Source organism: Paenibacillus sp. 01L418 (assembly GCF_056400045.1).
This window is the reverse complement of sequence record NZ_JBFTSN010000072.1, coordinates 1-22,812: the sequence shown is the minus strand read 5'-3', so window position 1 is coordinate 22,812 and position 22,812 is coordinate 1. Positions and strand designations below refer to the sequence as shown.

At 44.5% G+C, this 22,812-nt stretch carries 27 protein-coding genes, 1 rRNA gene and 1 riboswitch; of the genes, 2 read left to right on the top strand and 26 right to left on the bottom strand.

Annotation, left to right across the window (positions count from 1 at the left end):
- Positions 1-68: 68 nt before the first annotated feature.
- The 15 genes from pth to AC1DSE_RS12220 all read right to left on the bottom strand — a co-directional run bounded on the left by pth (position 69) and on the right by AC1DSE_RS12220 (position 13,517).
- Positions 69-629 carry an aminoacyl-tRNA hydrolase gene (gene pth, locus AC1DSE_RS12290; protein WP_076271325.1) on the bottom strand — a complete coding sequence of 187 codons (561 nt, stop codon included), beginning with the start codon at positions 627-629 and terminating at the stop codon, positions 69-71.
- A gap of 172 nt (positions 630-801) precedes the next feature.
- Positions 802-1,464, bottom strand: a complete 663-nt coding sequence (locus AC1DSE_RS12285) for a 50S ribosomal protein L25/general stress protein Ctc (protein WP_477527716.1) — start codon at positions 1,462-1,464, stop codon at positions 802-804.
- 216 nt (positions 1,465-1,680) lie between these two features.
- Positions 1,681-3,078, bottom strand: a complete 1,398-nt coding sequence (glmU, locus tag AC1DSE_RS12280) for a bifunctional UDP-N-acetylglucosamine diphosphorylase/glucosamine-1-phosphate N-acetyltransferase GlmU (RefSeq protein ID WP_339205866.1) — start codon at positions 3,076-3,078, stop codon at positions 1,681-1,683.
- Positions 3,079-3,397: 319 nt separating this feature from the next.
- Positions 3,398-3,679 carry a septation regulator SpoVG gene (gene spoVG, locus AC1DSE_RS12275; RefSeq protein ID WP_028609566.1) on the bottom strand — a complete coding sequence of 94 codons (282 nt, stop codon included), beginning with the start codon at positions 3,677-3,679 and terminating at the stop codon, positions 3,398-3,400.
- Positions 3,680-3,809: 130 nt separating this feature from the next.
- Positions 3,810-4,208 (bottom strand): RidA family protein, encoded by a 399-nt coding sequence (locus tag AC1DSE_RS12270; protein ID WP_305953918.1) that lies wholly within the window; start codon positions 4,206-4,208, stop codon positions 3,810-3,812.
- 51 nt (positions 4,209-4,259) lie between these two features.
- The gene (gene purR, locus AC1DSE_RS12265) at positions 4,260-5,087 is read right to left on the bottom strand and encodes a pur operon repressor (protein WP_076271323.1); all 828 of its coding nucleotides are present in this window, start codon (positions 5,085-5,087) and stop codon (positions 4,260-4,262) included.
- 83 nt (positions 5,088-5,170) lie between these two features.
- Positions 5,171-6,025, bottom strand: coding sequence for a 4-(cytidine 5'-diphospho)-2-C-methyl-D-erythritol kinase (gene ispE / locus AC1DSE_RS12260; protein WP_339205863.1), 855 nt, complete (start codon positions 6,023-6,025; stop codon positions 5,171-5,173).
- 137 nt (positions 6,026-6,162) lie between these two features.
- The gene (locus tag AC1DSE_RS12255) at positions 6,163-6,348 is read right to left on the bottom strand and encodes a small, acid-soluble spore protein, alpha/beta type (protein ID WP_054025797.1); all 186 of its coding nucleotides are present in this window, start codon (positions 6,346-6,348) and stop codon (positions 6,163-6,165) included.
- A gap of 203 nt (positions 6,349-6,551) precedes the next feature.
- Positions 6,552-6,827, bottom strand: coding sequence for a biofilm formation stimulator Veg (gene veg / locus AC1DSE_RS12250; RefSeq protein ID WP_053373389.1), 276 nt, complete (start codon positions 6,825-6,827; stop codon positions 6,552-6,554).
- Positions 6,828-7,109: 282 nt separating this feature from the next.
- Complete coding sequence (gene yabG / locus AC1DSE_RS12245) at positions 7,110-7,994, bottom strand: sporulation peptidase YabG (protein ID WP_076271274.1); 885 nt, start codon at positions 7,992-7,994, stop codon at positions 7,110-7,112.
- Between the two features lie 76 nt (positions 7,995-8,070).
- Positions 8,071-8,988, bottom strand: a complete 918-nt coding sequence (gene rsmA / locus AC1DSE_RS12240) for a 16S rRNA (adenine(1518)-N(6)/adenine(1519)-N(6))-dimethyltransferase RsmA (RefSeq protein WP_477511751.1) — start codon at positions 8,986-8,988, stop codon at positions 8,071-8,073.
- A gap of 4 nt (positions 8,989-8,992) precedes the next feature.
- Positions 8,993-9,541, bottom strand: coding sequence for a ribonuclease M5 (rnmV, locus tag AC1DSE_RS12235; protein WP_441885278.1), 549 nt, complete (start codon positions 9,539-9,541; stop codon positions 8,993-8,995).
- 124 nt (positions 9,542-9,665) lie between these two features.
- Positions 9,666-10,814 (bottom strand): ubiquitin-like domain-containing protein, encoded by a 1,149-nt coding sequence (locus AC1DSE_RS12230; protein ID WP_441885280.1) that lies wholly within the window; start codon positions 10,812-10,814, stop codon positions 9,666-9,668.
- A 248-nt stretch (positions 10,815-11,062) separates the two neighbouring features.
- Positions 11,063-11,243: riboswitch (cyclic di-AMP (ydaO/yuaA leader) on the bottom strand.
- Between the two features lie 184 nt (positions 11,244-11,427).
- Positions 11,428-12,201 carry a TatD family hydrolase gene (locus AC1DSE_RS12225; protein WP_477527715.1) on the bottom strand — a complete coding sequence of 258 codons (774 nt, stop codon included), beginning with the start codon at positions 12,199-12,201 and terminating at the stop codon, positions 11,428-11,430.
- 17 nt (positions 12,202-12,218) lie between these two features.
- Positions 12,219-13,517, bottom strand: a complete 1,299-nt coding sequence (locus tag AC1DSE_RS12220; RefSeq protein ID WP_477511749.1) for an HD domain-containing protein — start codon at positions 13,515-13,517, stop codon at positions 12,219-12,221.
- 270 nt (positions 13,518-13,787) lie between these two features.
- Here AC1DSE_RS12220 and AC1DSE_RS12215 point away from each other — a divergent pair, with 270 nt between their 5' ends.
- On the top strand, positions 13,788-14,042 hold the full coding sequence (locus tag AC1DSE_RS12215; RefSeq protein WP_054025791.1) for an AbrB/MazE/SpoVT family DNA-binding domain-containing protein: 255 nt from the start codon (positions 13,788-13,790) through the stop codon (positions 14,040-14,042).
- Positions 14,043-14,173: 131 nt separating this feature from the next.
- Here AC1DSE_RS12215 and rsmI read toward each other — a convergent pair whose 3' ends face one another.
- From rsmI to AC1DSE_RS12165, 10 genes are all read right to left on the bottom strand, one after another.
- Positions 14,174-15,055 carry a 16S rRNA (cytidine(1402)-2'-O)-methyltransferase gene (rsmI, locus tag AC1DSE_RS12210; protein ID WP_477511748.1) on the bottom strand — a complete coding sequence of 294 codons (882 nt, stop codon included), beginning with the start codon at positions 15,053-15,055 and terminating at the stop codon, positions 14,174-14,176.
- Complete coding sequence (locus tag AC1DSE_RS12205) at positions 15,052-15,720, bottom strand: tRNA1(Val) (adenine(37)-N6)-methyltransferase (RefSeq protein WP_076271322.1); 669 nt, start codon at positions 15,718-15,720, stop codon at positions 15,052-15,054. The genes rsmI and AC1DSE_RS12205 overlap by 4 nt, the downstream gene beginning before the upstream one ends.
- A 127-nt stretch (positions 15,721-15,847) precedes the next feature.
- On the bottom strand, positions 15,848-16,249 hold the full coding sequence (locus AC1DSE_RS12200; protein ID WP_477511747.1) for an initiation-control protein YabA: 402 nt from the start codon (positions 16,247-16,249) through the stop codon (positions 15,848-15,850).
- A 62-nt stretch (positions 16,250-16,311) separates the two neighbouring features.
- Positions 16,312-17,115, bottom strand: a complete 804-nt coding sequence (locus AC1DSE_RS12195; RefSeq protein WP_053373398.1) for a PSP1 domain-containing protein — start codon at positions 17,113-17,115, stop codon at positions 16,312-16,314.
- Between the two features lie 3 nt (positions 17,116-17,118).
- Entirely contained in the window at positions 17,119-18,096 is a 978-nt protein-coding gene (holB, locus tag AC1DSE_RS12190) for a DNA polymerase III subunit delta' (protein WP_076271266.1), read from the bottom strand.
- A 33-nt stretch (positions 18,097-18,129) separates the two neighbouring features.
- Positions 18,130-18,573: a YaaR family protein gene (locus AC1DSE_RS12185; protein WP_076271265.1), complete on the bottom strand. Its 444-nt coding sequence runs from the start codon at positions 18,571-18,573 to the stop codon at positions 18,130-18,132.
- Positions 18,574-18,589: 16 nt separating this feature from the next.
- The gene (locus tag AC1DSE_RS12180) at positions 18,590-18,919 is read right to left on the bottom strand and encodes a cyclic-di-AMP receptor (RefSeq protein ID WP_054025787.1); all 330 of its coding nucleotides are present in this window, start codon (positions 18,917-18,919) and stop codon (positions 18,590-18,592) included.
- Between the two features lie 127 nt (positions 18,920-19,046).
- Complete coding sequence (gene tmk / locus AC1DSE_RS12175) at positions 19,047-19,703, bottom strand: dTMP kinase (RefSeq protein WP_477511746.1); 657 nt, start codon at positions 19,701-19,703, stop codon at positions 19,047-19,049.
- 113 nt (positions 19,704-19,816) lie between these two features.
- Positions 19,817-21,346 carry an aminotransferase class I/II-fold pyridoxal phosphate-dependent enzyme gene (locus AC1DSE_RS12170; protein ID WP_477511745.1) on the bottom strand — a complete coding sequence of 510 codons (1,530 nt, stop codon included), beginning with the start codon at positions 21,344-21,346 and terminating at the stop codon, positions 19,817-19,819.
- 105 nt (positions 21,347-21,451) lie between these two features.
- The gene (locus AC1DSE_RS12165; protein WP_339205847.1) at positions 21,452-21,643 is read right to left on the bottom strand and encodes a sigma factor G inhibitor Gin; all 192 of its coding nucleotides are present in this window, start codon (positions 21,641-21,643) and stop codon (positions 21,452-21,454) included.
- A 232-nt stretch (positions 21,644-21,875) separates the two neighbouring features.
- On the opposite strand from AC1DSE_RS12165, the gene AC1DSE_RS12160 reads away from it, so the two are divergent.
- Positions 21,876-22,406: a hypothetical protein gene (locus AC1DSE_RS12160; RefSeq protein WP_076271261.1), complete on the top strand. Its 531-nt coding sequence runs from the start codon at positions 21,876-21,878 to the stop codon at positions 22,404-22,406.
- A 111-nt stretch (positions 22,407-22,517) separates the two neighbouring features.
- Here AC1DSE_RS12160 and rrf read toward each other — a convergent pair.
- Positions 22,518-22,634 (bottom strand): 5S ribosomal RNA (gene rrf / locus AC1DSE_RS12155).
- Between the last annotated feature and the right edge of the window lie 178 nt (positions 22,635-22,812).

Below are 22,812 nucleotides of genomic sequence, written 5' to 3'. Positions count from 1 at the left end.
GCCATATGTATGCCTCCTGAAGGGTAGTTATATCCTTCAGTATGCCCTCATAATCAATTTCTAACAGATTATCGGTTAAACTTTGCCATTGTCTCCTCGAAAGGCGCCTTCAATCTAAACTCAATAGCATCACAAGCGTCAGCAACCATAGCAGACAATTTCTCATGCTCGCTCTTCGGAAAAGTGGAGAGCACATAGTCCGCAATGTTCATGCCTGGCTGAGGGCGCGAAATGCCCATCCGAACACGGTCAAAAGTTTGCGTGCCCAAATGCTGAATCAATGATTTGATTCCGTTATGCCCGCCCGCACTTCCTTGATAGCGAAGGCGAAGCTTGCCGATCTCCGTATCCAAATCATCATAAACGATTAAGCCATCCTGGACCTCAGCCTTAAAGTAATCTAGAAATGATCTTACTGACTCTCCAGACAAATTCATATATGTCATCGGCTTAATAAGGACAACCTTCGTGCCTTGTACGTTGCCTTCTCCGATTAATGCCTTGCATTTATTTTGCGTTACACTAATGCCCCAGCGCCTTGCAAGCTCATCAATAACCATAAATCCGACATTATGCCGGGTTCCTTGATAAGCAGCACCGGGATTGCCAAGTCCTGCAATCCACCTCATTGCTCACTCCACTCCTTTACGGACAAATGTAACATAATCTATTACAAGCGTAAACATCGGAAGCCGTTCTGCGTCAGAACTTTCATTCTATTTTTCCCAAAAAGCAAACAACGCCGCCCTGATGAAGGACGGCGCCTGAATATGCTCGGTACTGCGTGGTATACGTAATTTTTCAAAAGAGATTCYACAGGCTCTTAACGCCCTCAAGCTTCGCTTCGTTGGAGCGTGACTCTGCTTCTGTAAGCTCCACTGCAGCAGCCTCTGCTTCCTCTTCTGTAAGCTCTTTTTGCGGCGCAAGAATCGTTGCAACTACCTGCTCAGGCTCGGCTAGTAATTCCACGCCGCTCGGCAGCTTCAAATCGCTTACGAGTATGCTTCCGCCAATCTCCAGCGACGATATGTCGACGGAAATAGAATCAGGAATACTGCCCGGCAAGCATTGCACCTCAAGCTCATGCAAAATCAACTGCAAGATACCGCCCTCACGCACACCTTGAGAATCGCCTTCTGCATGAATACGAACGTTCGCCCGCACATTCTCGTTCATATTAATTTGATGGAAATCAACGTGCAGCACTTGCCTGCTCAAAGAATCACGTTGCACCTCTGCGATCATAACGGAGGTTTTTCCATGGGATGGAATATTAATTTCAAGCACCGCATTCGGCTGAGAACGCAGCAAAGCCTGCAGTTCCTTACTATCCACCATGACTTGTGCTGCATCATTCAACTGTTTACCATAAATAACGCCCGGTATTTTCCCTTGGAGCCGCAATTGGCGCAACTCACCTTTCGTCGTGCCAGTTCGTTGATCCGCGTTCATAGCTATCGCCATATTGATTACCTCCCAAAAGTTTTGTGAAGCAAAACTTGCTTCGTAAGCATACGCTTAGGTTTTGTGAAGCAAAAACTCGCTTCTGTTTTGATTTCCCTATAACTTACCCACTACAGCCAAAAATTAAACTTTAAACGACATTTGCATAAAAAAAGATGCAGCAACGAATTCATCCTCTGAATTCGTCACTGCATCCCCTATATCAACCATTTGGTATTATGATTGTTTCTTTTCTTTTTTTGCTTTTGCACGTCCACGGATCTTATCCGCATAACCTGATTTGTTCACTTGGCGCTCGCGTGCGATCGCAAGATCACCAGCAGGTACATCATGCGTAACCGTAGAGCCGGCAACAACATATGCGCCATCACCAATTTTCAATGGTGCAATCAAATTGACATTGCTGCCGATGAAGGCATTATCGCCGATTTCCGTTACAAATTTATTGTAACCGTCATAATTGACCGTTATGGCGCCGCAGCCGATATTAACGTCTTTGCCAACCTTAGCGTCACCAACGTAGCTTAGATGCGATACTTTGCTGCCATCATCAAGTGATGCGTTTTTGAGCTCCACAAAGTCACCTACTTTGCAGCCAACGCCAAGCTTCGAGCCTGGACGCAAATTAGCGTATGGCCCCACAGCGCTTGTATCGCCAATTACCGATTCAGAAACAACTGAATATTTAATCGCGACGCCGTTGCCGATCGTACTGTCCGCAATATCAGCTTGAGGACCGATAACACAATCTTCTCCGATAATTGTTGACCCGCGAAGCACTGTACCTGGATATATGACGGTGTCAGATCCGATCTGAACACCCGCTTCGATATAAGTTGAGGACGCATCAATCAAAGTGACGCCGCCAAGCAGATGATTGCGGTTAATTCGATCGCGCATAAAACGCTCTGCCTCAGCAAGCGCCACGCGGTCATTCACGCCTATGGCTTCTGACACATCTGTCGTGCAGTAGCCTTGAACGGATTCGCCCGCTTCACGGAATATTCCGATAACATCCGTCAAATAATACTCGCCTTGTGCGTTATTACTCGTTACCTTAGCAAGCGCAGCGAACAGCTTCTCATTGTCGAAGCAATATGTGCCTGTATTAATTTCTTTAACTGCCGCTTCTTCAGCTGAGCAGTCCTTTTGTTCAACAATCCGCTGTACAGTGCCATCTTCGCCACGAATAACGCGGCCATAGCCTGTAGGATCGTCAAAAGCGGCTGTTAGCACCGTTGCAGCAGCTCCGCTCGAATGATGCAGCTCAAGCATGGCTTCAATTGTCGATGCTTGCACAAGCGGAGTATCACCGCAAATCACAATCGTCGTACCTTTCTCGCCGCCGAGAAGAGCTTCCGCTTGCAGCACCGCATGACCGGTACCGAGCTGCTGCTCCTGTAAGACGTATTCAGCGCCATCGCCTAAATACGATTTAACCTTTTCAGCTCCGTGGCCTACAATAACGACCGCGCGCTCCGCAGCCGCTTCCTTCACAACATCAAGCACATGGCCTACCATCGGCTTGCCGCACACCGGATGCAGCACCTTATATAACTTCGATTTCATACGCTTACCCTGTCCTGCAGCAAGCACAATCGCCATAACCTTCAAATGAAAGACCCCCTAGACCTGCAATAAATGATTATTTTAGTATAGCTTTATAAGTGTAAAAAAAGTGCTATCTTCATCAGCAAACGCTGAAAGCTGCAATGATTCAAGTCGTACATCCTATTCCATTATACKAATATGTTGCTCGATTTCCAAGTGTATGGAATCGCTGCCTGTCATTCTACACTACAACCTATTCGTTTCATAGTAAAAAGATAAGTCGCACGTAATCACATGCTCAGCAATCACCTCTCGCAAAAAAAAGAGAAGAGAGCCATGGCTCTCTTCTCCAATCAACCCCAAAAACATAAAATGCAGTGCCTTAAGCTCCTTCTTCAATCGCAACTTCTTCTGCTGCGCGCTCGTATTCAGCGAGAACAGCAGCCTGGATTTTCTCCCGGGTGGTTGAAGAGATCGGATGAGCGATATCCCGAAATTCTCCATCCGGAGTACGTTTGCTTGGCATTGCAACGAACATACCATTGTTTCCATCGATGACACGAATATCGTGAACAACGAATTCATTATCAATAGTAATGGATGCGATTGCCTTCATACGCCCTTCGGAATTTACACGGCGGAGTCTGACATCAGTAATTTGCACTTGTGTTCACCACCTTTGTCTATCAGAGACTTGGTGTATACTTCCACGTTTTTGTGCCAATTCCTTCTACATTTTTGGTAAATTCATACTCAATTTAAAATATTTTTTTTATTTTGAATCTTTTTCGTTTTCATTCGACAATTGTCGATGCAATGACCTCTATTTCGACAAGAACATCCTTTGGCAGCCTTGCGACCTCCACGGCCGAACGAGCCGGTTTATGCTCTCCGAAGTAAGAGGAGTAAATGCCATTTACCGTTGCAAATTGATTCATATCTTTCATAAATACGGTCGCTTTTACGACATCCTGAAAACTGGCACCTGCAGCAGCAAGCACGGCCTCCAAATTTCTAAACACCTGATGCGTTTGTTCCTCAATGCCGCCATCAACAAGCTGCCCAGCCGCATCGAGTGGAATTTGTCCTGAAGTGAACAATAATCCTCCGAGCTTAATCGCTTGCGAATAAGGTCCGATCGCTGCAGGAGCTTTGTCCGTTGCAATCACTTGCATTTGTTGCTTTGTTGTCATGATGGTCCCAGCCTTCCTAACAAGATGTAATAAGCTCTCATTTACACGTATCTATTCTTTAAAATAGTTGCCTGGAATTACCGTCGTTTGTTTTGTCTTCATATCAACAGCCGTCAGTTTAGCTAGTGAAACATAGTCCTCAAGAAGCCGTTCCTCGAGTTCTACCTCGCCTGACTCAACAAATACGCCAACGCCTGCGACGATAGCTTTAAATTCAAACAGCAAATCCATCATGCCTTGGATCGTTCCGCCTGCCTTCATAAAGTCATCAATAATAAGAACGCGGGATTGCTCCTTAAGCGCTCTGCGTGCGAGTGACATCGTCTGAATCCGCTTGGTTGATCCTGATACATAGTTGATACTCACTGCAGAGCCTTCCGTTACCTTATTGTCACGCCGTACAATAACAACCGGAATATTCAAGCACGCAGCTGTTGCGTAAGCTAGAGGTATTCCTTTTGTCTCAACGGTCATAATGACGTCAATCTTCCGGTCTGCGAACGCAGTTGCAAACATCCTGCCGACATCCGCGAGAAGCTCTGGTTGGCCTAACATATCCGTTATATACAAATAACCGCCGGGAAGGACCCTTTCAGGCTGCTCTAACTGGCGGCATATGCTTGTCATAATGGTAAGAGCCGTCGTTTCTTGCATCTTAGGCGTATATCTTACTCCGCCTGCTGCTCCTGCAAGTGTATGAAGCTCGCCGATACCTTCTTCCTCAAACACTTCTTTTATGATCGCCAGGTCCTCACTAATTGAAGACTTTGCCGATTGATATCGATCAGCAAATGCTGTCAGTGAAATTAACGTGTGGGGTCGACTTAACAGGTATTGGGTCATCTCTACCAACCGCGAGCTCCGTTTCAACTTTTTCAAACACATCTCCCCCCACCTAAATCCGAATATTATAATGTAAATATAACATTTTTATACGGATTTAATCAAGGAGAACGTCAGCCTTATGTGAGCATTCTTACCACATATACTTCTTTGCAGAAACCGCGGAGCCCATTATAAATACGAGGAAGCTTGGCTTCCTTCGACACAAGGCCGAATACAGTAGGTCCACTGCCAGACATAAGCACACCGTCGGCACCAAGCCGAATCATACTTTCCTTCAGCTGCATAACCTCAGGATGCACATCCAGCGTAACTTTTTCGAGTACGTTGCCAAGACCTTCACATATATCGGCAAAAGAGCCGCGCTCAAGTGCACCAACCATATTTGAAATGGAGGGATGCTCTTTAAGCTCATTTGCGCGGAATCTGCCATATACGTCAGCCGTCGATACATTGATTGGCGGCTTGGCAAGTACAACCCAGCATTGCGGAGGATTGGCGATATGCTCAAGCTTCTCACCACGTCCCCTTGCGATTGCAGTGCCGCCTGTTACACAGAACGGAACGTCAGAGCCGAGCTCTGCGCCTAGCTTGCACAGCTCGTCCTCAGGGATCTGCAGCTTCCACAAACGGTTTAGCCCTCGCAAAGCAGCAGCAGCATCACTGCTACCGCCAGCGAGTCCCGCAGCGACTGGTATCTTTTTGTCTAAATGAATATATACGCCTTGCTTAACATCATAACGGTCTTTAATAAGCCTAGCTGCCTGAAACGCTAAGTTCTTCTCATCTAACGGTATGTATCCAACTTGGCTTGAAATAATGATCGTATCTCTAGGTAGCTCTTCCATTTCAAGTCGGTCTGCAAGGTCAACCATGGTCATAATCATTTCGACTTCATGGTAGCCGTCATCACGCTTGCGGAGTACATCGAGCAATAAATTAATTTTGGCAGGAGCTTTTTCATAAATTTTCATCTGATAAGTTCACCCGTTCGTTCGTAAGCTTAAGCATCATTATATCAAACCAACGCAATAAAAGCTAAGAGATGACAATCGAATGTTTTTCGACAGTCATCCGCTTAGCTTTTTCACGTATAAATAGGAGCCATCACTTAGGGTTGATTTGTTTTGGCAGCAGCCTGTTCAGCGATTTGTATTGCGCGTTTCACCATATTTCCGGCGTCCTTCGCGCGTATGCTTCCCCAGCCCTCTTGCTGCACCGTATCATAAAAACCAAGATCTTTAGCAAGCTCATATTTCAATTCCTCAGACATTACTCCGCGTCTTCTGCGACCCATATCATTACCTCCATATTCGAATTTACGTCATTCTAATCAAAATATACGGCTGTCACTATTGCACAGGTAGTATGCTTCAAATGACAAGCGACCATACGGAGATGGAAATGGCCGCCTTCTTTTCGCAAAGGTAAATGAATGAACGCAAAAAAAAAAGCGCAGATGCGATCTGCGCTAACATGCCTCACTAGGCGATATATATTCTATTGTTGCAAATGGGCGATACGGACTTGACCTTCATCATTGCATACGGTCACTTCCACCGACTCAGTCAGTATGTCCGCATAGCTGTAAGAGACACGCTTAAAGGCATGCTGCTCTTCATCCAGCTTTACAATGAAAACAGAAGGGTAGGTTTCTTCCAACGTACCGGTTCGTTCGATGGTCTTTCGTCGTCCACCGTTCGCTCGAAGACGGATTTTGGAGCCAACATGAGCTTCCAAGCTGCGTTTAATATCCAATAGCGCATTTTTTGCCATTGTCCACTACCACCTCTTTCCTTGTCCATTATAACCAAAAGGAGGAGGGTTGTCAAACAAAGCAAAATATTATATCAGTCGGTATATTTACTTGTCAACGGTGATTTCACCCATTTTTTAAAAAACCATACATAACGAAGCAAAAAATATACATATTAAGAAGTTGATTCAATTTAAACGTAACATTTGATACAAAATTGTGGCGAAAAGGACATGTTTGATTAGACTATTTTCAGCCTGAAAATAGTCTCTATTCATCCCTTCAGAACATATCGTTATCTGTTACTGCTTTAATACAGAGTTCGGTGACGTAATTTTTGGCTTTGGCAGACCTACACGGAAGCTGCCCATTGTCTCAATACCGCCCACGCCGTCAATTCCGCTTATCGTACCATGAATGACATCTGCTAAGTTAATCGTGTCTTTTATGGATGTATAGCTTGCTTTAATCGCTATATAAACAGGATCGAGCGCATGAATCAATATTCGTCCTGGCGAGCTTGCAAAGTTTGAGCCCACTTGCAGCAAAGCTTCAAAATGGGATTGGCAAGCACCTGCAATAACGATCAACCCGTCACGGCTTCTCTCATATTCTCTAGCGACGCGTACGGCATTAACGAAATGTTGTGAGTTTTTATAGCTGCTTAAACTGTACAGATCCATGGGCAAACGGCTTTTCAGTACGCCATCATGACCTGTTATTACGACAATATCCGGTTGAATTTGGGGCAGCAGACGGTAAAGCACATCAGCCATCTGAGACTCATGCACATGGAGACCGTGGGAAGGAACTTGCATCGTATTGTACAGCTGCATGCTCTTCTTCAAATAATTACTATCACCATCAAGGTGAAGTACCTTTCCTGGCACTTCAAAGAATGGTTGAGTCTGCTGCAGCGCATGCCGAATATGCTCCTCATTCTCAACCGCTTGACGTTCCCGTTCAGAATGCATGCGTCTTAATGAATCATTCACTTTAATTCGAACTTCTTGCACCGCACTTGTCGTTTCTGGATCGCGTATGACCGACAAATCAGGAATCGGAGCATCCGCAAGCAATCGGTAATCCGTGCCTTTCAGAACGGCAGTATGTGTACGAATAGCCTCAACCTTGAACAGCACGTCACCGCCATACGATTTGCGGACGACCAGGTCCCCTTGCTTCATGGGTAAATCACCTCTTCGTCTATCCTATGGGCAGAACGTGCGAATGGTGAGTATTTTATGATGAAACGGCCTAGCTCTACCAGCCGGCCTCCAGCATGCTGCGGCTAATCCGCGCAAATTCCTCGAGCGACAACGTCTCACCGCGTCTTATAGGGTCAATATCGTTGCTTAAAAGCATTTCCGTTAATGCTTCGCGGCGCTCCTTGCCCACGAATGCCGTTAGATTATTCGCCAGTGTCTTCCGTCGCTGTGCAAAGCTGGCTTGCACCACTTTAAAGAAATGATCCTCATCGGGTACATCAACAGCTGGCTTGTCACGCAATGACAGCTTAATAACGGCTGAATCTACATTTGGCTGCGGTATAAACACCGTATGAGGCACCATGCAGACAACCTTAGGCACGCAGTAATATTGAACGGCTACACTGAGGCTGCCATATTCCTTGCCGCCTGGCTTCGCTGCCATCCGCTCCGCGACTTCCTTCTGAATCATGACGACAATATGCTCAAGCGGCAGCTTCTCTTCAAGCAGCTTCATAAGAATTGGCGTTGTCACATAATAAGGCAAGTTGGCAACAACACTTACACCTGTTACGTCCGCAAACTGCTCTTCGAACAGCTTCTTCAAATCAAGCTTAAGCACATCGCCATGAATGACGGTTGTATGCTCCTCGCCCTCCAGCACATCCTTCAAAATCGGAATGAGCCTATTGTCGATTTCGACAGCCGTCACCTTACCAGCCGCTTTGGCAAGCCGCTGTGTGAGCGCGCCAATACCAGGGCCGATTTCAAGCGCGCCCTTCGTTTCATCAAGCTCAGCTGCCGCTACGATGTTATTTAATATATTTTGATCGATCAGAAAGTTTTGTCCCAAACTCTTTTTGAAGGAAAAACCGTATTTCGCAATGATTTCTTTGGTGCGTTTGGGCGTAGCCACCTCTATCGCGGATGGCTTTACTGCTTCCTTGCTAAGCTCACTATGCTCTTGACTCATTCAGCTATCCCTCCAGTTCCTTTTCCATTTGACGGAAAGCTTCCGTAAACTCTGTTTTGGAAATCCGAAAGCTTGTACAGCGCTTATAGAACTGCTTGCCATTCGCATAACCAATTCCGAGCAGCTTGCCTATAACCAAGCGACGATTAGACGCATCAGGATGTACAATCAGACCTGCATCCATTAAGTCTTCCCAGCTAATTTCTCCCGCTTCATCTGCCGATTCTGTTCGGAGCTCAGAGAGCGCCGCACGAATAGCCTCGGGGCTCGCATTTTCGATGCCGATGTCCCCTTTGTACAAAGCCTTCTCCTGCGGCAAAAAAGCATGCTTGCATCCTGGCGCATGACGCGCAACAATCTTGCGAATGCGTTCTCCTGCATGATCAGGGTCTGTGAATATAATAACGCCGCGACGCTCATTGGCCAGCGCAATCCTCTTCAATACATCCTCACCGATAGCAGAACCATTCGTCTCTATGGTATCTGCATCTACCGCCCTTTTTATTGCAACGGTATCATCTTTGCCTTCAACGACAATGATCTCTTTGATCACCAAGATCATCCCCTTCTACATAAACTGTATTAGACCCTTAGACATGCAAAAAGAAGAGGCAGTGCCTCTCCTTATGATGGCATATTTAATTGATTATTGCGATAAGATGATGGTAACCGCTCAATTAGCTTGCAGTTGGTTTATTCGGCCCCAGCACATATACAGTGATGCCTTTTTTCCTGCCGAATTTGTTCGCAATCTTTGTACTATCAAAGTATACGTCGATTTTGTTGCCTTTAACCGCACTTCCTTTATCCTCAGCGCGGCGGAAACCGATTCCTTCAATATAAACCCACCAACCGATGGGAATAACCTTCGGATCAACAGCTATCGTCCGACCCTCTTGCACACGAGTGCCTGATGATGTAATCCCGTATTCCGGATGGCTTTCATCTTTTCCTGTTGAAGAGAGGTCTGCAGAATAAGCAGTCAACGTGACATTTTTAAGTACTTTTCTCGCCTTAAACGTTACACCGCTCTTCGTAAGCGAAGTAAAGCTCGGGCTCTTGTTCGAGAGCACAGATACTTTAGGCTCTTCCTTCTTCGTTCCGATGGCGACAACCTGATTAACCGCAGCGGTTTCAACCACTTTGCTGACCATCTTCTTCGATATAAGAATACCGTCCTCGTACTGCTTCTCGATACTCTCTACGATCAGACCTTCCTTGCCGGGTTGAACAAGCTTCTGCTTGCCCGCTTCCAGCGTTGGATCGTTCTTCTTCACAATAGAGAATGGCATTGCACGCTCTGTCTCAGCTACCTTCTTATCTACGCGAACGACGGTTACAGTCAATTCGTTGTCCAAAACGGTATGAAGCGGAGGTATTACTTTATCTTGACCACGAACTGGAATATGTAATTCCTCGATCGCTGCCTGCACTGTTCTCTCTGTCGTATATACAGTAGAGGTCTTGCCATCAGCCTTCACAATTACCGGTATCGCATGAGTCACCTCTATACGATCTCCGTCCTTTATTGCCGCATTAAGCGGTATGGACACCTCATCATGTGGTCCAATTGCGATAGCTTGTTCATCCAGTAGGCGTTGCAGGACCCATTGCTTCGTTTCCACAATGGTTTCTTGTCCGTTCACTACTACGGAGACGCTTTTGACAGCCGTTCCGTACAACAACACCAAAAACATGAAAGTCATAGCGATTGAGATAGTAGCACTCAAAAGAATCAAACGCAAGTTTTCACGCTTCCATCGCAATGCGAAAGACATGCTGGATGATCGTTTCCCATGGGTGTCCTTAACCTGGAGTATTCCCACTTCATCGGTCCTCCTTCATAGCCCCGCCGCCAAGTGTTACGCATGATACAACTGACGCGACTATAGTATATTGGCGTGCGAGCACGCAATCCAGTACTGCTATCGATCCTCCCACCCCCATCTTTTATCCCTATGTCGACAAATTCCCGATTATTCGAAAATAAAAAGAAGCCGTCGACAGAGGATCTGTTTCGTGGCTTCCCGGTTAAATGATTCACTGGGATACAGAAAAATGGATGCACGAGGTTGATCACTCTCTATAACGCTTGCGAGGTTAGCTGACGGATTCGGACAAGAGAGTCGCCCTATTCGTTACACAATGCTCATGGCAATGGCTTCGAAATTCACCCCTGAAGAATTCAAAATACGGAATTAAAAACCGTACATGGTTCCCCCGCTCTCCGAATGGAGATTAAGCGTAAACTGGAAATCCAATACAAAATTTTATTGCTCTGAGATGAATCATACCTTCATACGAGGTCAATTGTAAAGATACGATAAAAGACGATTTAAGCGAAAAAGCAGGATAAAGCAGGAAAAAATAAGCGATTATCGCTATAAAAATTAGTTTTTACGCGATAAAGGTCTCTATTTCTCATTATTCCTCTCGTTTTTAGACAATACCAAAACATCTTCGACCGTTTTCAGTCGTAATTACGCCTATTTCTTCTACCGTTTTGCCCAATAATTCGGCTGCTGTCTCTGCAACTAAAGAGACGTAAGAGGACTCATTTCGCTTCCCTCTGAACGGGTGAGGAGTTAAATATGGAGCATCCGTTTCGATCAAAATTCGGTCGATCGGAACCTGCTTAAGCACCTCTTTTGGCACCCTTGCATTTTTGAAAGTAACGGGTCCTCCAAATGATATATAGAAGTTCATATCAAGACATTGTTTAGCCGTTTCCCAGCTGCCGGAGAAGCAATGCATGACACCGCCAACCTCTGCTGCATTCTCTTCCTGAAGAATACGAATAATGTCCTCATGAGCATCCCGATTAYGAATAACAATTGGCTTGCGCACCTTACGAGCAAGACGAATTTGCTCACGAAAAACCCTTTGTTGTACCTCTTTTGGAGAAGTATCCCAGTGATAATCGAGTCCAATTTCACCAATGGCAACAACCTTCTCATGCGAGCATAGACGTTCAATCCATTCCAAATCCCCTGGAAGCATATCTATACTGTCAACTGGATGCCAACCAACTGCTGCGTATATAAAATCATATTTCTCTGCTAGCGCCATCGTTGTAGGGATCGTTTCACGGTTAAAACCAATATTGACAAGCATATGAACGCCTGCATCCTTCGCACGCTGGATGACCTCGTCGCGATCCTCATCAAATTTTTCCGAATCTAAATGGGTATGTGTATCAAAAAGTAATGTCATGTTGATGTTATGCTCCTTCAATCGAGTTTGAAAAGCTTACGAAGTGAATCCGGCAATCGATGAATATTTTTTTTGAGCGGCTCTTCTGGATAATAAAGATGATATTGTCCTTGATGCAGGCCAGTAATAGAACGAATAATGTCGGATTTAGAGGATATTTCGCTTATATCTTCCAAACCATCTAACAACAAAATCGGCGCTTTTTCTTTCTTTTCTCCTTCTTTTTTATCTGGTCGATATACGTCATACGGCAGGTCAAATGGAAAATCGATTTCCATATGATAATCCGGATTCATTCCTATAGAAGAGAAACATTCGCTAATCTCATTTAGCAGCTCTTCATCCGGGTTTTCAAGCGTAATGTACTTATATAAAAGCCTGTTCAGAAATCGTTCACATAGATCGCTTAAAATAGGATCATGCTCCTCCGCCCACTCTGCGAAAGCGGTCTGAACGAGCGCTTCATCCAGCTTTAGATAGTCGTGTACCGTCATCGTGTTCTGAAGCAAGCATTTCAGCTGCTTAGGCATCCACTGAAAAGAGTAGCCACCCACGTAAAGCTCCTGTGCTCTACGAAATATTTGACGTAGAATAATTTCCGAGCTTCTTGTAACCGGATGGAAGTAAATTTGCCAATACATTTGATAACGAGACATCAAATAATGTTCAACTGCGTGCATACCGCTCTCTTTAACTACAATTTGCCCTTTATAAGGACGCAATACGCGCAAAATGCGCTCTAAATCAAATGTTCCATAGTTAACACCTGTAAAATACGCGTCTCGGAGCAAATAATCCATCCGATCAGCATCCATTTGGCTTGAAATCAAACTAACAACAATCGGATTTGGATATTTTTTTTGTATGACTGCAGCGACCTGAGCAGGAAACTGCTCCGATACAGCACTTAGCACGCGATTGATTTCTGTATCTCCCAAAATGATGTTACATGTCCACTCTTCGTGATCCGTGTCGAATACTTCTTCCAAGGAGTGCGAGAACGGACCATGACCAACATCATGCAATAAAGCAGCACAAAGCGAGACTAGCTTTTCTTCGACTGGCCAGTCAGGATAGCTGTTTCGTTCAAACTGAGAAATAATTTTTCGAGTAATTTCATATACGCCAAGTGAATGTGAAAACCGGCTGTGCTCTGCTCCATGGAAGGTCAAATAGGAGGTTCCTAGCTGTCGTATCCGGCGCAGTCTTTGAAACTCTTTTGTATTGATCAAATCCCAAATCGTTTGGTCTTGTACATATATATAATGATGAACAGGATCCTTAAAAACTTTCTCTTCGGTCAGCTGTTTTTTCATCGTCTCTCATCTCCTTTGTTCATATTTTCGACACAAAAAATGATTTTCATGTCGAATAGTGTCGGAAATTAGTTTCCAAATTGTCGAAGCTGTTGTATTCTATTACAGAGTAATATGACCGTACTAACTAGTCAAATACTTGTGAATTCAGCTATCCGGGGAATATTCCTGGTTGACTATTATGGTAATCGTTGGTATTATAGTAATCATAAAAGCAAAAACTATGTCGAACGATGACGAAACGTATTTTGAGAGGGGCAATAATAGATTATGATGAAATCTACTGGTATTGTTCGTAAGGTTGATGAGCTAGGACGCGTCGTTATACCGATCGAATTGCGCCGTACACTTGGAATAGGCGAGAAAGATGCTCTTGAAATCTACGTAGATGGCGAGCGCATCATGCTTAAGAAATATGAGCCTGCATGTATCTTCTGTGGCAACGCAGAAAACGTATCTTATTTCAAAGGAAAAATTGTTTGTCATGTTTGTTTGTCAGAAATGCCAACACCTGTGACAAAATAAAAAAAATAAGTTATACTGTACTTATCAACTTGTTAATTCTAACCTTTTTTATACTCCTTGATACCTTCCTGCGCTTGAACCCGGCCAGGAAGGTCTTTTTTTGTCTACTATTTCACATATATAATAATCATCTATCTATTTACTTCATTATATACTTCGCGTTTAGGCAAACCTCGATCGAGCGCAACCTTCTTAATGGCTTCCTTACGATCAAATTGTTCCTCATAATGAGCAACATGGGCAGCAAGATCAAGCTCAGACCACCAAATATCTGCCGCTGGCAGCTCACTTGCCCCTTCACCCTCTGATCCTTCCACCACAACACAAAATTCTCCGAGCGGCGGATGCTCCTCAAACCATGCTATACATTCTGAAATTCGGCCGCGGACCGCTTCTTCATGGCGTTTTGTCAGTTCTCTGATACATGCTATTTGGCGATCGCCGAGACATTCCTGAAGTGCATCAAGTGTTTTGTTTATACGATGGGGTGACTCGTAGAAAAGCAGGGTCCCTTTCTGTGCTTGCATATCGAGCAGCCATTTCATTAATGACTTTCGCTCGCGCGGCGGAAATCCAGCAAACAAAAATCGATCCGTAGGCAGACCCGATATAATAAGTGCAGATAATGCTGCATTCGCTCCTGGAATAGGAATAACGGAAATACCATTTTCAATAGCGTCCTTCACGAGATCCGCACCTGGATCAGAAATAGCCGGCAGACCCGCATCACTAACTAATGCGATGGATTGCCCATCTAGAAGCAATCTGATCAGCTCAGGGCCGCTAGCTTGTTTATTGTGCTCATGATAGCTAACAATACGAGTTCCAATCTCGAAATGTGTAAGCAGCTTCCGTGTTTGCCTCGTATCTTCAGCAGCGATAAGCTGTACTTCCTTCAATGTACGAATCGCACGGAATGTCATATCTTCTAAATTTCCAATTGGTGTCGCGACCAAATAAAGGCTTCCAACATTTTCTTTGGAAGCATCGGCAAAGCTTTTTTGTATATTCAAACGATCTGCACCCCATTCTCATATACCATTATTGGCGGAAGAAGCTTGATGTCAGGCTTCCCATCACGCATTGCTTCTATTAATACCATGTTTGCTTCTGCATTTGCATGAGGATGCACAAATTGAATCCGCTTCGGCTCAAGCCTCCATTTACGCATCGTTTCCACAATATCAAGCAGACGCGAAGGGCGATGAACCATCGAGACCTTGCCGCCAGGGCGCACCAGCCTAGAACATGCTTCTGCGACATCATCCAGCGTACAATGAATCTCATGCCTTGCGATCGCATAATGTTCGTTTTCGTTTTGCTCACCTGCTGTTATTGGCATGTAAGGTGGGTTTACCGTTATCGCATCATATACCCCGTTACCCGCAATCTTAGGATACAATTTCAAATCCTGCTCAATAACGTTTATTTGCTCCGTCAGCTTATTCAGCATTACGCTTCTTCTAGCCATATCCGCCAATCTCGGTTGAATCTCAACCGCATCAATTTGCGCATTTGTTCTCGTTGTAAGAAGCATCGGTATAACACCATTGCCCGTACATAAATCAGCAATTCGCCCGTGCTTTGGCACACTTGCAAACCGTGACAATAATACGGCATCAAGTGAAAAGCTGAACACTTCCCGGCTTTGTATAATTTTCAAACCATTTTCTGTCATAAGATCATCAAGACGTTCGTTTTCTGCTAAGTTTATATGTTCCGACACGATTTGGGCCGCTCCTTGATTGTATATTTAATAAAAATACCGCCCCTTGCGGCAAGGGCGGCATGTCGTACGGATTCCACTATTTATTAAGAAAGGATAGACAGAATAAACAGTCGCCTTCCGTCCGCAAATGYCCGTAATAAACGTTGCATATGTGGAATCCTTCGTGATACAACCGAGTTAAGTTGTCATGGCCTTCACCAATAGCTGCTCCCGCTTCCGCGAATGCATGTTCAGTGATGACCTGTTCCTCTTTGCTTACTCCCGGTTTAATTCCTTTCGCTGGAGCTGCAACAACTTCATGCTCTAGCTCAGCCTCTCTCTTAAACAACTGACGCAGCTGGTTGTTCTCCTCACTTAGACGCTTATTATCCTCGAGCAGCTCTTTTACCTTCTGCTTCAAGTCCGTAAGCTCCTTATGGAACACACCTACTTGGTTATCCAACTCGTCCATTTTCGCAAAAATATTGTTCTTCTCCAAGTTCCCACCCCAGAGCTTCAAGCGTGAGTGTAACCTCACCCGTGAGAATCGCACTCTGCCGCTTATTTGATGACGACATCATCCATCGACAGTTCTTTCGGTTTACCTGGTGTATCAAATAATTGCACATACACACTTTTGGTGGATGTATTAATACCAGTTACCTTACCTTCACCATATGAGGTGACTACGAATTTTCCAATTGCCGGAAGTTCTTCTCGAATGCTTTCGTAATTGTCATGCTCATATTTCAGACAGCACATGAGACGACCGCATAATCCAGAAATTTTTGTCGGATTAAGCGATAAGTTCTGATCCTTGGCCATCTTGATCGATACGGGCTCAAAGTCACCCAGCCAAGAGGAGCAGCAAAGCACTCGTCCACATGGACCAATACCACCGAGCATCTTTGCCTCGTCCCGAACTCCGATTTGTCTGAGTTCAATCCGAGTTCGAAATACGCTGGCTAAATCTTTTACTAGCTCGCGAAAGTCAACTCGGCCTTCTGCCGTAAAATAAAAAATAATTTTGTTACGGTCAAACGTAAACTCAACGTCAACTAACTTCATGCGAAGCTGATGACCTTTAATTTTTTCAAGACAAGTAGAAAACGCATTTTTGGCTGCGGCGCGATTTTCTTCAACAACTTTTGCATCCACATCGCTTGCAATACGTATCACTTTCTTAAGAGGAAGAACAACATCCGATTCACCGACTTGCTTCTGTCCCACCACCACTTTACCGTATTCGATTCCGCGTGCTGTTTCAACAATAACATGTTGTTCCTTATCCACGGGATGCTCAACCGGATCAAAGTAATAGATCTTGCCCGCTTTCTTGAAGCGGACGCCGATGACATTATACAAGAATTAGCCCTCCTGTAAGTTTACCAATAGTTGCTCAAATGCGAGCTGAGGCGTAACATTCGCTCGCATACGCTTACTCGCTTCTAACGTATGCTCGATGCAGGACACCCAACCTGCAAACGAACGATTAAATGCATGTTTACTTATCCAATCCAACTGATCTATAAAAACGATGTTGTCCTGCCTGCCGGCCTGGAACTGTATCAAATCTTTAAACCATATAACTAATAACGACAACAGCAGTTGCGTATGCTCTACCAAATCTGTTTTAAATAGCTGTTGTCCAGCAGTGATCATCGCCGCGGTGAATCGGGTCAAACTCTCCTTGCCTAATTGTATCACTAGGGTTCTGATTTCTGCAAACTGATTCTGCTGGAGAAATTGTCTTGCACCGTCTAAACCTGATGTTAATTGAACAACGGTTCGGGCTAAAATAGACGGAGCACCCTCAGCAATAAGAGTTTGCAGCATAATCTCAGGCGACATCGGCAGGAAAGGCACCCACTGCGTACGAGAACGAATAGTAGGAAGAACAGCTTGTCCATTATCCGTAATCAGAATAGCAACAACTGGCGACAACGGTTCTTCCAAAAATTTCAGTAAACTATTCGCAGCCTGCAGCGTCATTTTGTCAGCTTGCTCTATCATATACACTTTGCGCTTCGTCCCGCTATTGCGATAAGAAAAGTCCCGCTGCAGCTCGCGAATTTGATCAATTTTTATGGACTGGCCATCTGGCGCTATCGTCGTTAGGTCTGTCTGATTGCCATGTTCAAATTTTCTGCACTCCAAGCATTCCCCGCAAGCAGCGGCAATACCTGCCGTACAGAACAATGCCTTTGAAAATTCGCGAGCCATCGCCATTCTTCCCGTACCTGAAGGACCATTAAATAAATAGGCATGAGAAATTTTACCGCTCTGCAAAGCGTGGGTCAAAATCCGCTGCGCTTTCCATTGCCCCGGAATATTTTCGAAGCTCATCGCCGTTCCTTACCTTTCCCTGCTCTCTTATCATCAAAACAATAAATTAATAAGAAGGCCTCGTATCTCACCGATCCGGTTAAGCAAGTCAATTCTTCCTTGCTCACTGTCGAGTAAATCCTCAGCCATGGAGACGAGTGTCGCATCGATCTCATCCAGCAGTTTATATCGTTTAATTCGTCCTCTGCGATCGAAGCCTTTGACTTCCTTCAGCACAACGCCGCGCCTGATGGTGTCCTCCAAAAATTGCTTGATCATTTGACGATAAATTTTCAATTCACGGACAGTCATCACTCTAGCAAGCCGATCACCTTGTCTATGAATGTCCTGCAGCTTCAGTTGAAGCTGCTCTTGTGTGCGATCAGCATCCTGCTGAACCATCACATCAGCAAAGCTTCTTGGCTGTATCTGTTTGTTTGTGGCTTCGTTATTTGTACGGTTTTGTCCCAATGGTCGAAAGCCTTGATCAATTTTCACCCTATATCACGCCCATTCAGAAATGCTCAAATCGTTCAACAGGCATTACGAATACAGCTGCTCCACCAACCTGTACTTCAACAGGGAAAGGAATATAGGAATCTGTTGATCCGCCCATCGGTGATACAGGAGTAACCAACTGGTCTCTTACTTTGCAATTTGCATTAATAACTTGGAGAACCTCATGCACTCTCTCGTCCTCAATACCAATCATAAAGGTAGTATTGCCTGCTCTTAGAAATCCACCCGTACTTGCCAGCTTCGTTGCTCTAAACCCTTCACGAACAAGTGCATTTGACAGTCTGTTGCTATCCTTATCTTGAATAACCGCGATTACTAATTTCATCTTCATTCCCCCTTGACTACTATTAGAATAGGTTATTAACAACTTGCAATTTTAACCATTAAACCATTCGTTGAATCTCAAGCCCCATAACGACAAATCTCTTGATGCATAGAAATACGTCTATACTTTAAAGTTTGACATCGGTTGCAAAAAATCCTGCAAAACGCTCATCAATTGCTGATAAAACGTCAGCAAACACTAAATCCGCACTATTTTCGGCATTTACAAGCACGATTCGTTCCGGGTTCTGCTGCAGCAGCTTCATATAGCCTTCTCGCACCTTCTCATGGAAAGACTGCTTCTCTAGGTCTAAACGATTGATTTCTCTCTCTGATGCTTGTGCGATACGTCCGAGACCTACTTCCGGAGACACATCCATGTAGATCGTCAGATCAGGCATCACTTCTTTAATCGCGAATTGATTGATGGCCCAGACCTCATCCATCCCAAGCCCACGCGCATAACCTTGATAAGCCAAGCTGCTATCTACGAAGCGGTCACAAATAACAAACTCGCCTTTCTCCAGTGCTGGAACGACCTTTTCCACCAAATGCTGTCTTCTCGCAGCTGCATACAGCAGTGCTTCTGTTCTTGCATCCATTTCAGTATTCTCGCGATCCAATATAACGGCACGAATCTGTTCTGCAATGGGAATGCCTCCTGGTTCTCTCGTCGTCGTGATCGACTTTCCCCTTTGAAGCATTATATTCGTCAATTGTTCAATCAGTGTCGATTTGCCGGCTCCTTCGCCGCCTTCTATGGTAATGAATACACCTTTTTTCAAACTAAGGCTTCTCCTAACGTTATGTTAACTATACTTTCTTCTATATTAACAAAGCGGTACTCCTAGTACAATCAACATTTACTTCAAGTTCATAATCGTTCTGCTATTTAAGCTTATTCAGGGTAAACAGCTATGGTATTCATCATTCCATCAGCAGCGCCTTGAAACTTTGCACCCATCTCGGCAAGCTTTTGTATATGCTCAATTAACTCTGCCGTGATTCTCTCTCCTGGATACAAAATAGCGATGCCAGGCGGATAAGGTATAACCATCTCTGCTGATATATGATGTACAGCATCTTTCAGCTGTATTCGCTCACTTGATTTGTTCTTAAACCTAGATCTCGCAAACGAAACAGGCTCTGATATCAAGCGGCTCTCATGACAGGTAATTATTGAAGCTGCTGGCGTCGCACACCCCTCTTTATCATCAGGCATCAGCCCATCAGAGTTGTTATTTGTCGTAGCATTGGACTCAAGTGTCTCAACAGCCTCCTGCAGCCTCTTTATGTCCTCTAATGATGTCTGAATACCGACAACAAGTACAATATACTTAGGATCTGCCATCTCAGCAAAACAGCCATGCTGCTCCAGGTGCTTCAGCAGCTCATAACCGGTTCGCTTACCGCTAGAATCGTATAACACTAGTCGCAGCGGATCTGATCGCAAGTCTGATTCGCTATTTTCATCGATTTTCATCTCCCGTATAACGGATGAGTGACGATGCAGCCATTGACGGAAAAACGCCGCTGATTCAAGACTTTGTTTAAAAAGATCAGCACCCAAAGCATCAATCATTGCTCGGGAAATATCTATTGAAGCCAAAATCGGAAACGACGGGCTTGAGCTTTGAATCATCGCAAGCGACTGACGCAGCAATTCCCTTGATATTCTTTTGCCTTGAATGTGAAGAAGCGCCCCCATCGTAAGTGTCGGCAATGTTTTATGCGCTGACTGTACAACGCCGTCTGCTCCCTCTGACATTGCCGACTGCGGAAAAGCTGGCTCCAAGCCATAATGCGCACCATGTGCTTCATCTATGAAAATCGGCTTATTATACCGATGGACAGTCTCAACATATGATTTAAGTTTCACACTAATACCGTAATAATTCGGGTTAGTCAAAAAGACAGCTTTTGCATCAGGATATTCAATAAGCGCTTCTTCCACTTGCTGGACAGAAGGAATCGTTGCTAACCCCGATAACGGTTCAATCTGAGGCGAGAGGAACACTGCTTTGGCCCCAGCAAGCTTCAAACCATTTATAATGGATTTATGTACATTCCGCTGAACGATAACAATATCATCTGGATCACATGCGGCGAGCAGTAGCGCCATATTCCCAGAGGTGCTTCCTCCAACCAAAAAGTAAGTCTCCTCTGAACCAAATGTTTTTGCAGCCAATTGCTGTGCTTCTTTAATAGAAGCTTCAGGATGATGCAAATCGTCGGTTGATGATATTTCAGTTAAATCAAGCTGCATTATTTTATAAAAATAATCGACTACATCATCATTTAATTGATCATTCCATGATGGTTGCTTAAGTGCTTGTCCCCCATGATGGCCGGGTACGTGAAATCCGACTGGCTTAGTACGGGTATGATTCACAAGCGCTTCAAATAACGGAGCAATAAAGGGCTTCATTGTTTATGTACAATCCTCTCCAGTAAACATTCATTCCTATTTCTATTATATATAATATTCAATAAACACTACAAAAAAAGAGCAGCTTCTGTAATCAGAAACCGCTCATGCATTTTTACCCAAAAATATTTGCTTCATTTGATTAATGAAAAAAGGATATTTGGCATCTTTAACATCTGTTCTTATCATTTCCGCTTCACAGGTATCACAGATAAAACCGGTCACTATCCGAATACCCTGACCTTCAGCCTTTTCCTCGTTACAAATAATACACTGATACTCGCGATTATCGTCCATAACAATCCCCGCTTTCTGATCGTCCCTTATTAACTATTATTATGACACATAGTCTATCTATTTATACTTGTTTCATAGCGCATTTCAAATATTTATATATCGTATGCCCCGTATGGGCTAATGGTTACAGCATATGTAAAAATGTTTCATAAAGCTATGGACAGAATGCTTGTAAATACCGATATAGTTAACGAGAGTCACAGTATCTCTGAGAAGGAAAGGAAAAGTAAATATGCGTCAAAAATTATCTGAACAACAAAATGCTACAATTTATCAATATCAGCTTGTAAAACGAAAAATCATTCGCCCTGAGCTTATTCAGAGCCATTTGCTTATTGCAGCCGTATTATTGGCTTTCCAAATGCTTATGTATGAAATGGATGGTCTATTTTCATGGCTTTTCGGCTTTGCAGTCGTACAGATCATCCATATCGCGATTATACTGCTTACTTTTATCCGAGTGGACGAAGCAGCTGACAGGCAATGGGTGTGGCGTATTACACCCCCATGGATTGGATTTAAACCGGCTAATGATATCAAGCTGTTCCTATTTCGCCGAGTTCATCGTCATATGTTCTGGATCGGCCTTTGTGCCATTGCGCTTCTATATCCATGGATCAAAGAATCATTGATGATTAGCATTGTAAGTTGGCACCTATGGCTGCTGATCCCGCGTATGCTTCTGTCCTTCTCTTTCCGTAAGGAGCAGAAGGACGGCGTACTTAGGCTTCAGTCTAGAGAAGCATCTTATTACCGCAGATAACAAAGAGGCCTTAGAAGCTCATGCAGAGCGTTCTAAGGCCTCAATTTTTAATCGAAATTAGATACGGAAGAAACAAAAAACCTATCGCATCACATGCGATAGGTCTCTCGTGCTTGGCGACGTCCTACTCTCCCAAGACCCTGCGGTCTAAGTACCATCGGCGCTGAAGGGCTTAACGGTCGTGTTCGGTATGGGAACGCGTGGTTCCCCTCCGCCATCGCCACCAAACGTAGCGTGTTGCACGCTGAAAACTGGATACGAAAGATTAGGCTTGCTGAAGCCTTTATGCTGCTGTCTACTGGATGTATGGGTCGCAGTAAACGTGTTTAGGATAAGCCCTCGACCGATTAGTATTCGTCAGCTACACACATTGCTGTGCTTCCACCCCGAACCTATCAACCTCGTC

Excerpts from the sequence above, each read along its gene's own strand:
- AC1DSE_RS12160 (WP_076271261.1), top strand. The coding sequence starts at position 21,876 with ATGCGTCAAAAATTATCTGAACAACAAAATGCTACAATTTATCAATAT.
- holB (WP_076271266.1), bottom strand. The coding sequence starts at position 18,096 with ATGAGCTTCGAAAATATTCCGGGGCAATGGAAAGCGCAGCGGATTTTG.
- veg (WP_053373389.1), bottom strand. The coding sequence starts at position 6,827 with ATGGCAAAAAATGCGCTATTGGATATTAAACGCAGCTTGGAAGCTCAT.
- AC1DSE_RS12165 (WP_339205847.1), bottom strand. The coding sequence starts at position 21,643 with ATGGACGATAATCGCGAGTATCAGTGTATTATTTGTAACGAGGAAAAG.
- AC1DSE_RS12205 (WP_076271322.1), bottom strand. The coding sequence starts at position 15,720 with ATGACAGAAAATGGTTTGAAAATTATACAAAGCCGGGAAGTGTTCAGC.
- AC1DSE_RS12215 (WP_054025791.1), top strand. The coding sequence starts at position 13,788 with ATGATGAAATCTACTGGTATTGTTCGTAAGGTTGATGAGCTAGGACGC.
- AC1DSE_RS12220 (WP_477511749.1), bottom strand. The coding sequence starts at position 13,517 with ATGAAAAAACAGCTGACCGAAGAGAAAGTTTTTAAGGATCCTGTTCAT.
- rsmA (WP_477511751.1), bottom strand. The coding sequence starts at position 8,988 with ATGAGTCAAGAGCATAGTGAGCTTAGCAAGGAAGCAGTAAAGCCATCC.
- AC1DSE_RS12270 (WP_305953918.1), bottom strand. The coding sequence starts at position 4,208 with ATGACAACAAAGCAACAAATGCAAGTGATTGCAACGGACAAAGCTCCT.
- yabG (WP_076271274.1), bottom strand. The coding sequence starts at position 7,994 with ATGAAGCAAGGGGACCTGGTCGTCCGCAAATCGTATGGCGGTGACGTG.
- AC1DSE_RS12255 (WP_054025797.1), bottom strand. The coding sequence starts at position 6,348 with ATGGGTCGCAGAAGACGCGGAGTAATGTCTGAGGAATTGAAATATGAG.
- AC1DSE_RS12180 (WP_054025787.1), bottom strand. The coding sequence starts at position 18,919 with ATGAAATTAGTAATCGCGGTTATTCAAGATAAGGATAGCAACAGACTG.
- ispE (WP_339205863.1), bottom strand. The coding sequence starts at position 6,025 with ATGAAAATTTATGAAAAAGCTCCTGCCAAAATTAATTTATTGCTCGAT.
- pth (WP_076271325.1), bottom strand. The coding sequence starts at position 629 with ATGAGGTGGATTGCAGGACTTGGCAATCCCGGTGCTGCTTATCAAGGA.
- AC1DSE_RS12170 (WP_477511745.1), bottom strand. The coding sequence starts at position 21,346 with ATGAAGCCCTTTATTGCTCCGTTATTTGAAGCGCTTGTGAATCATACC.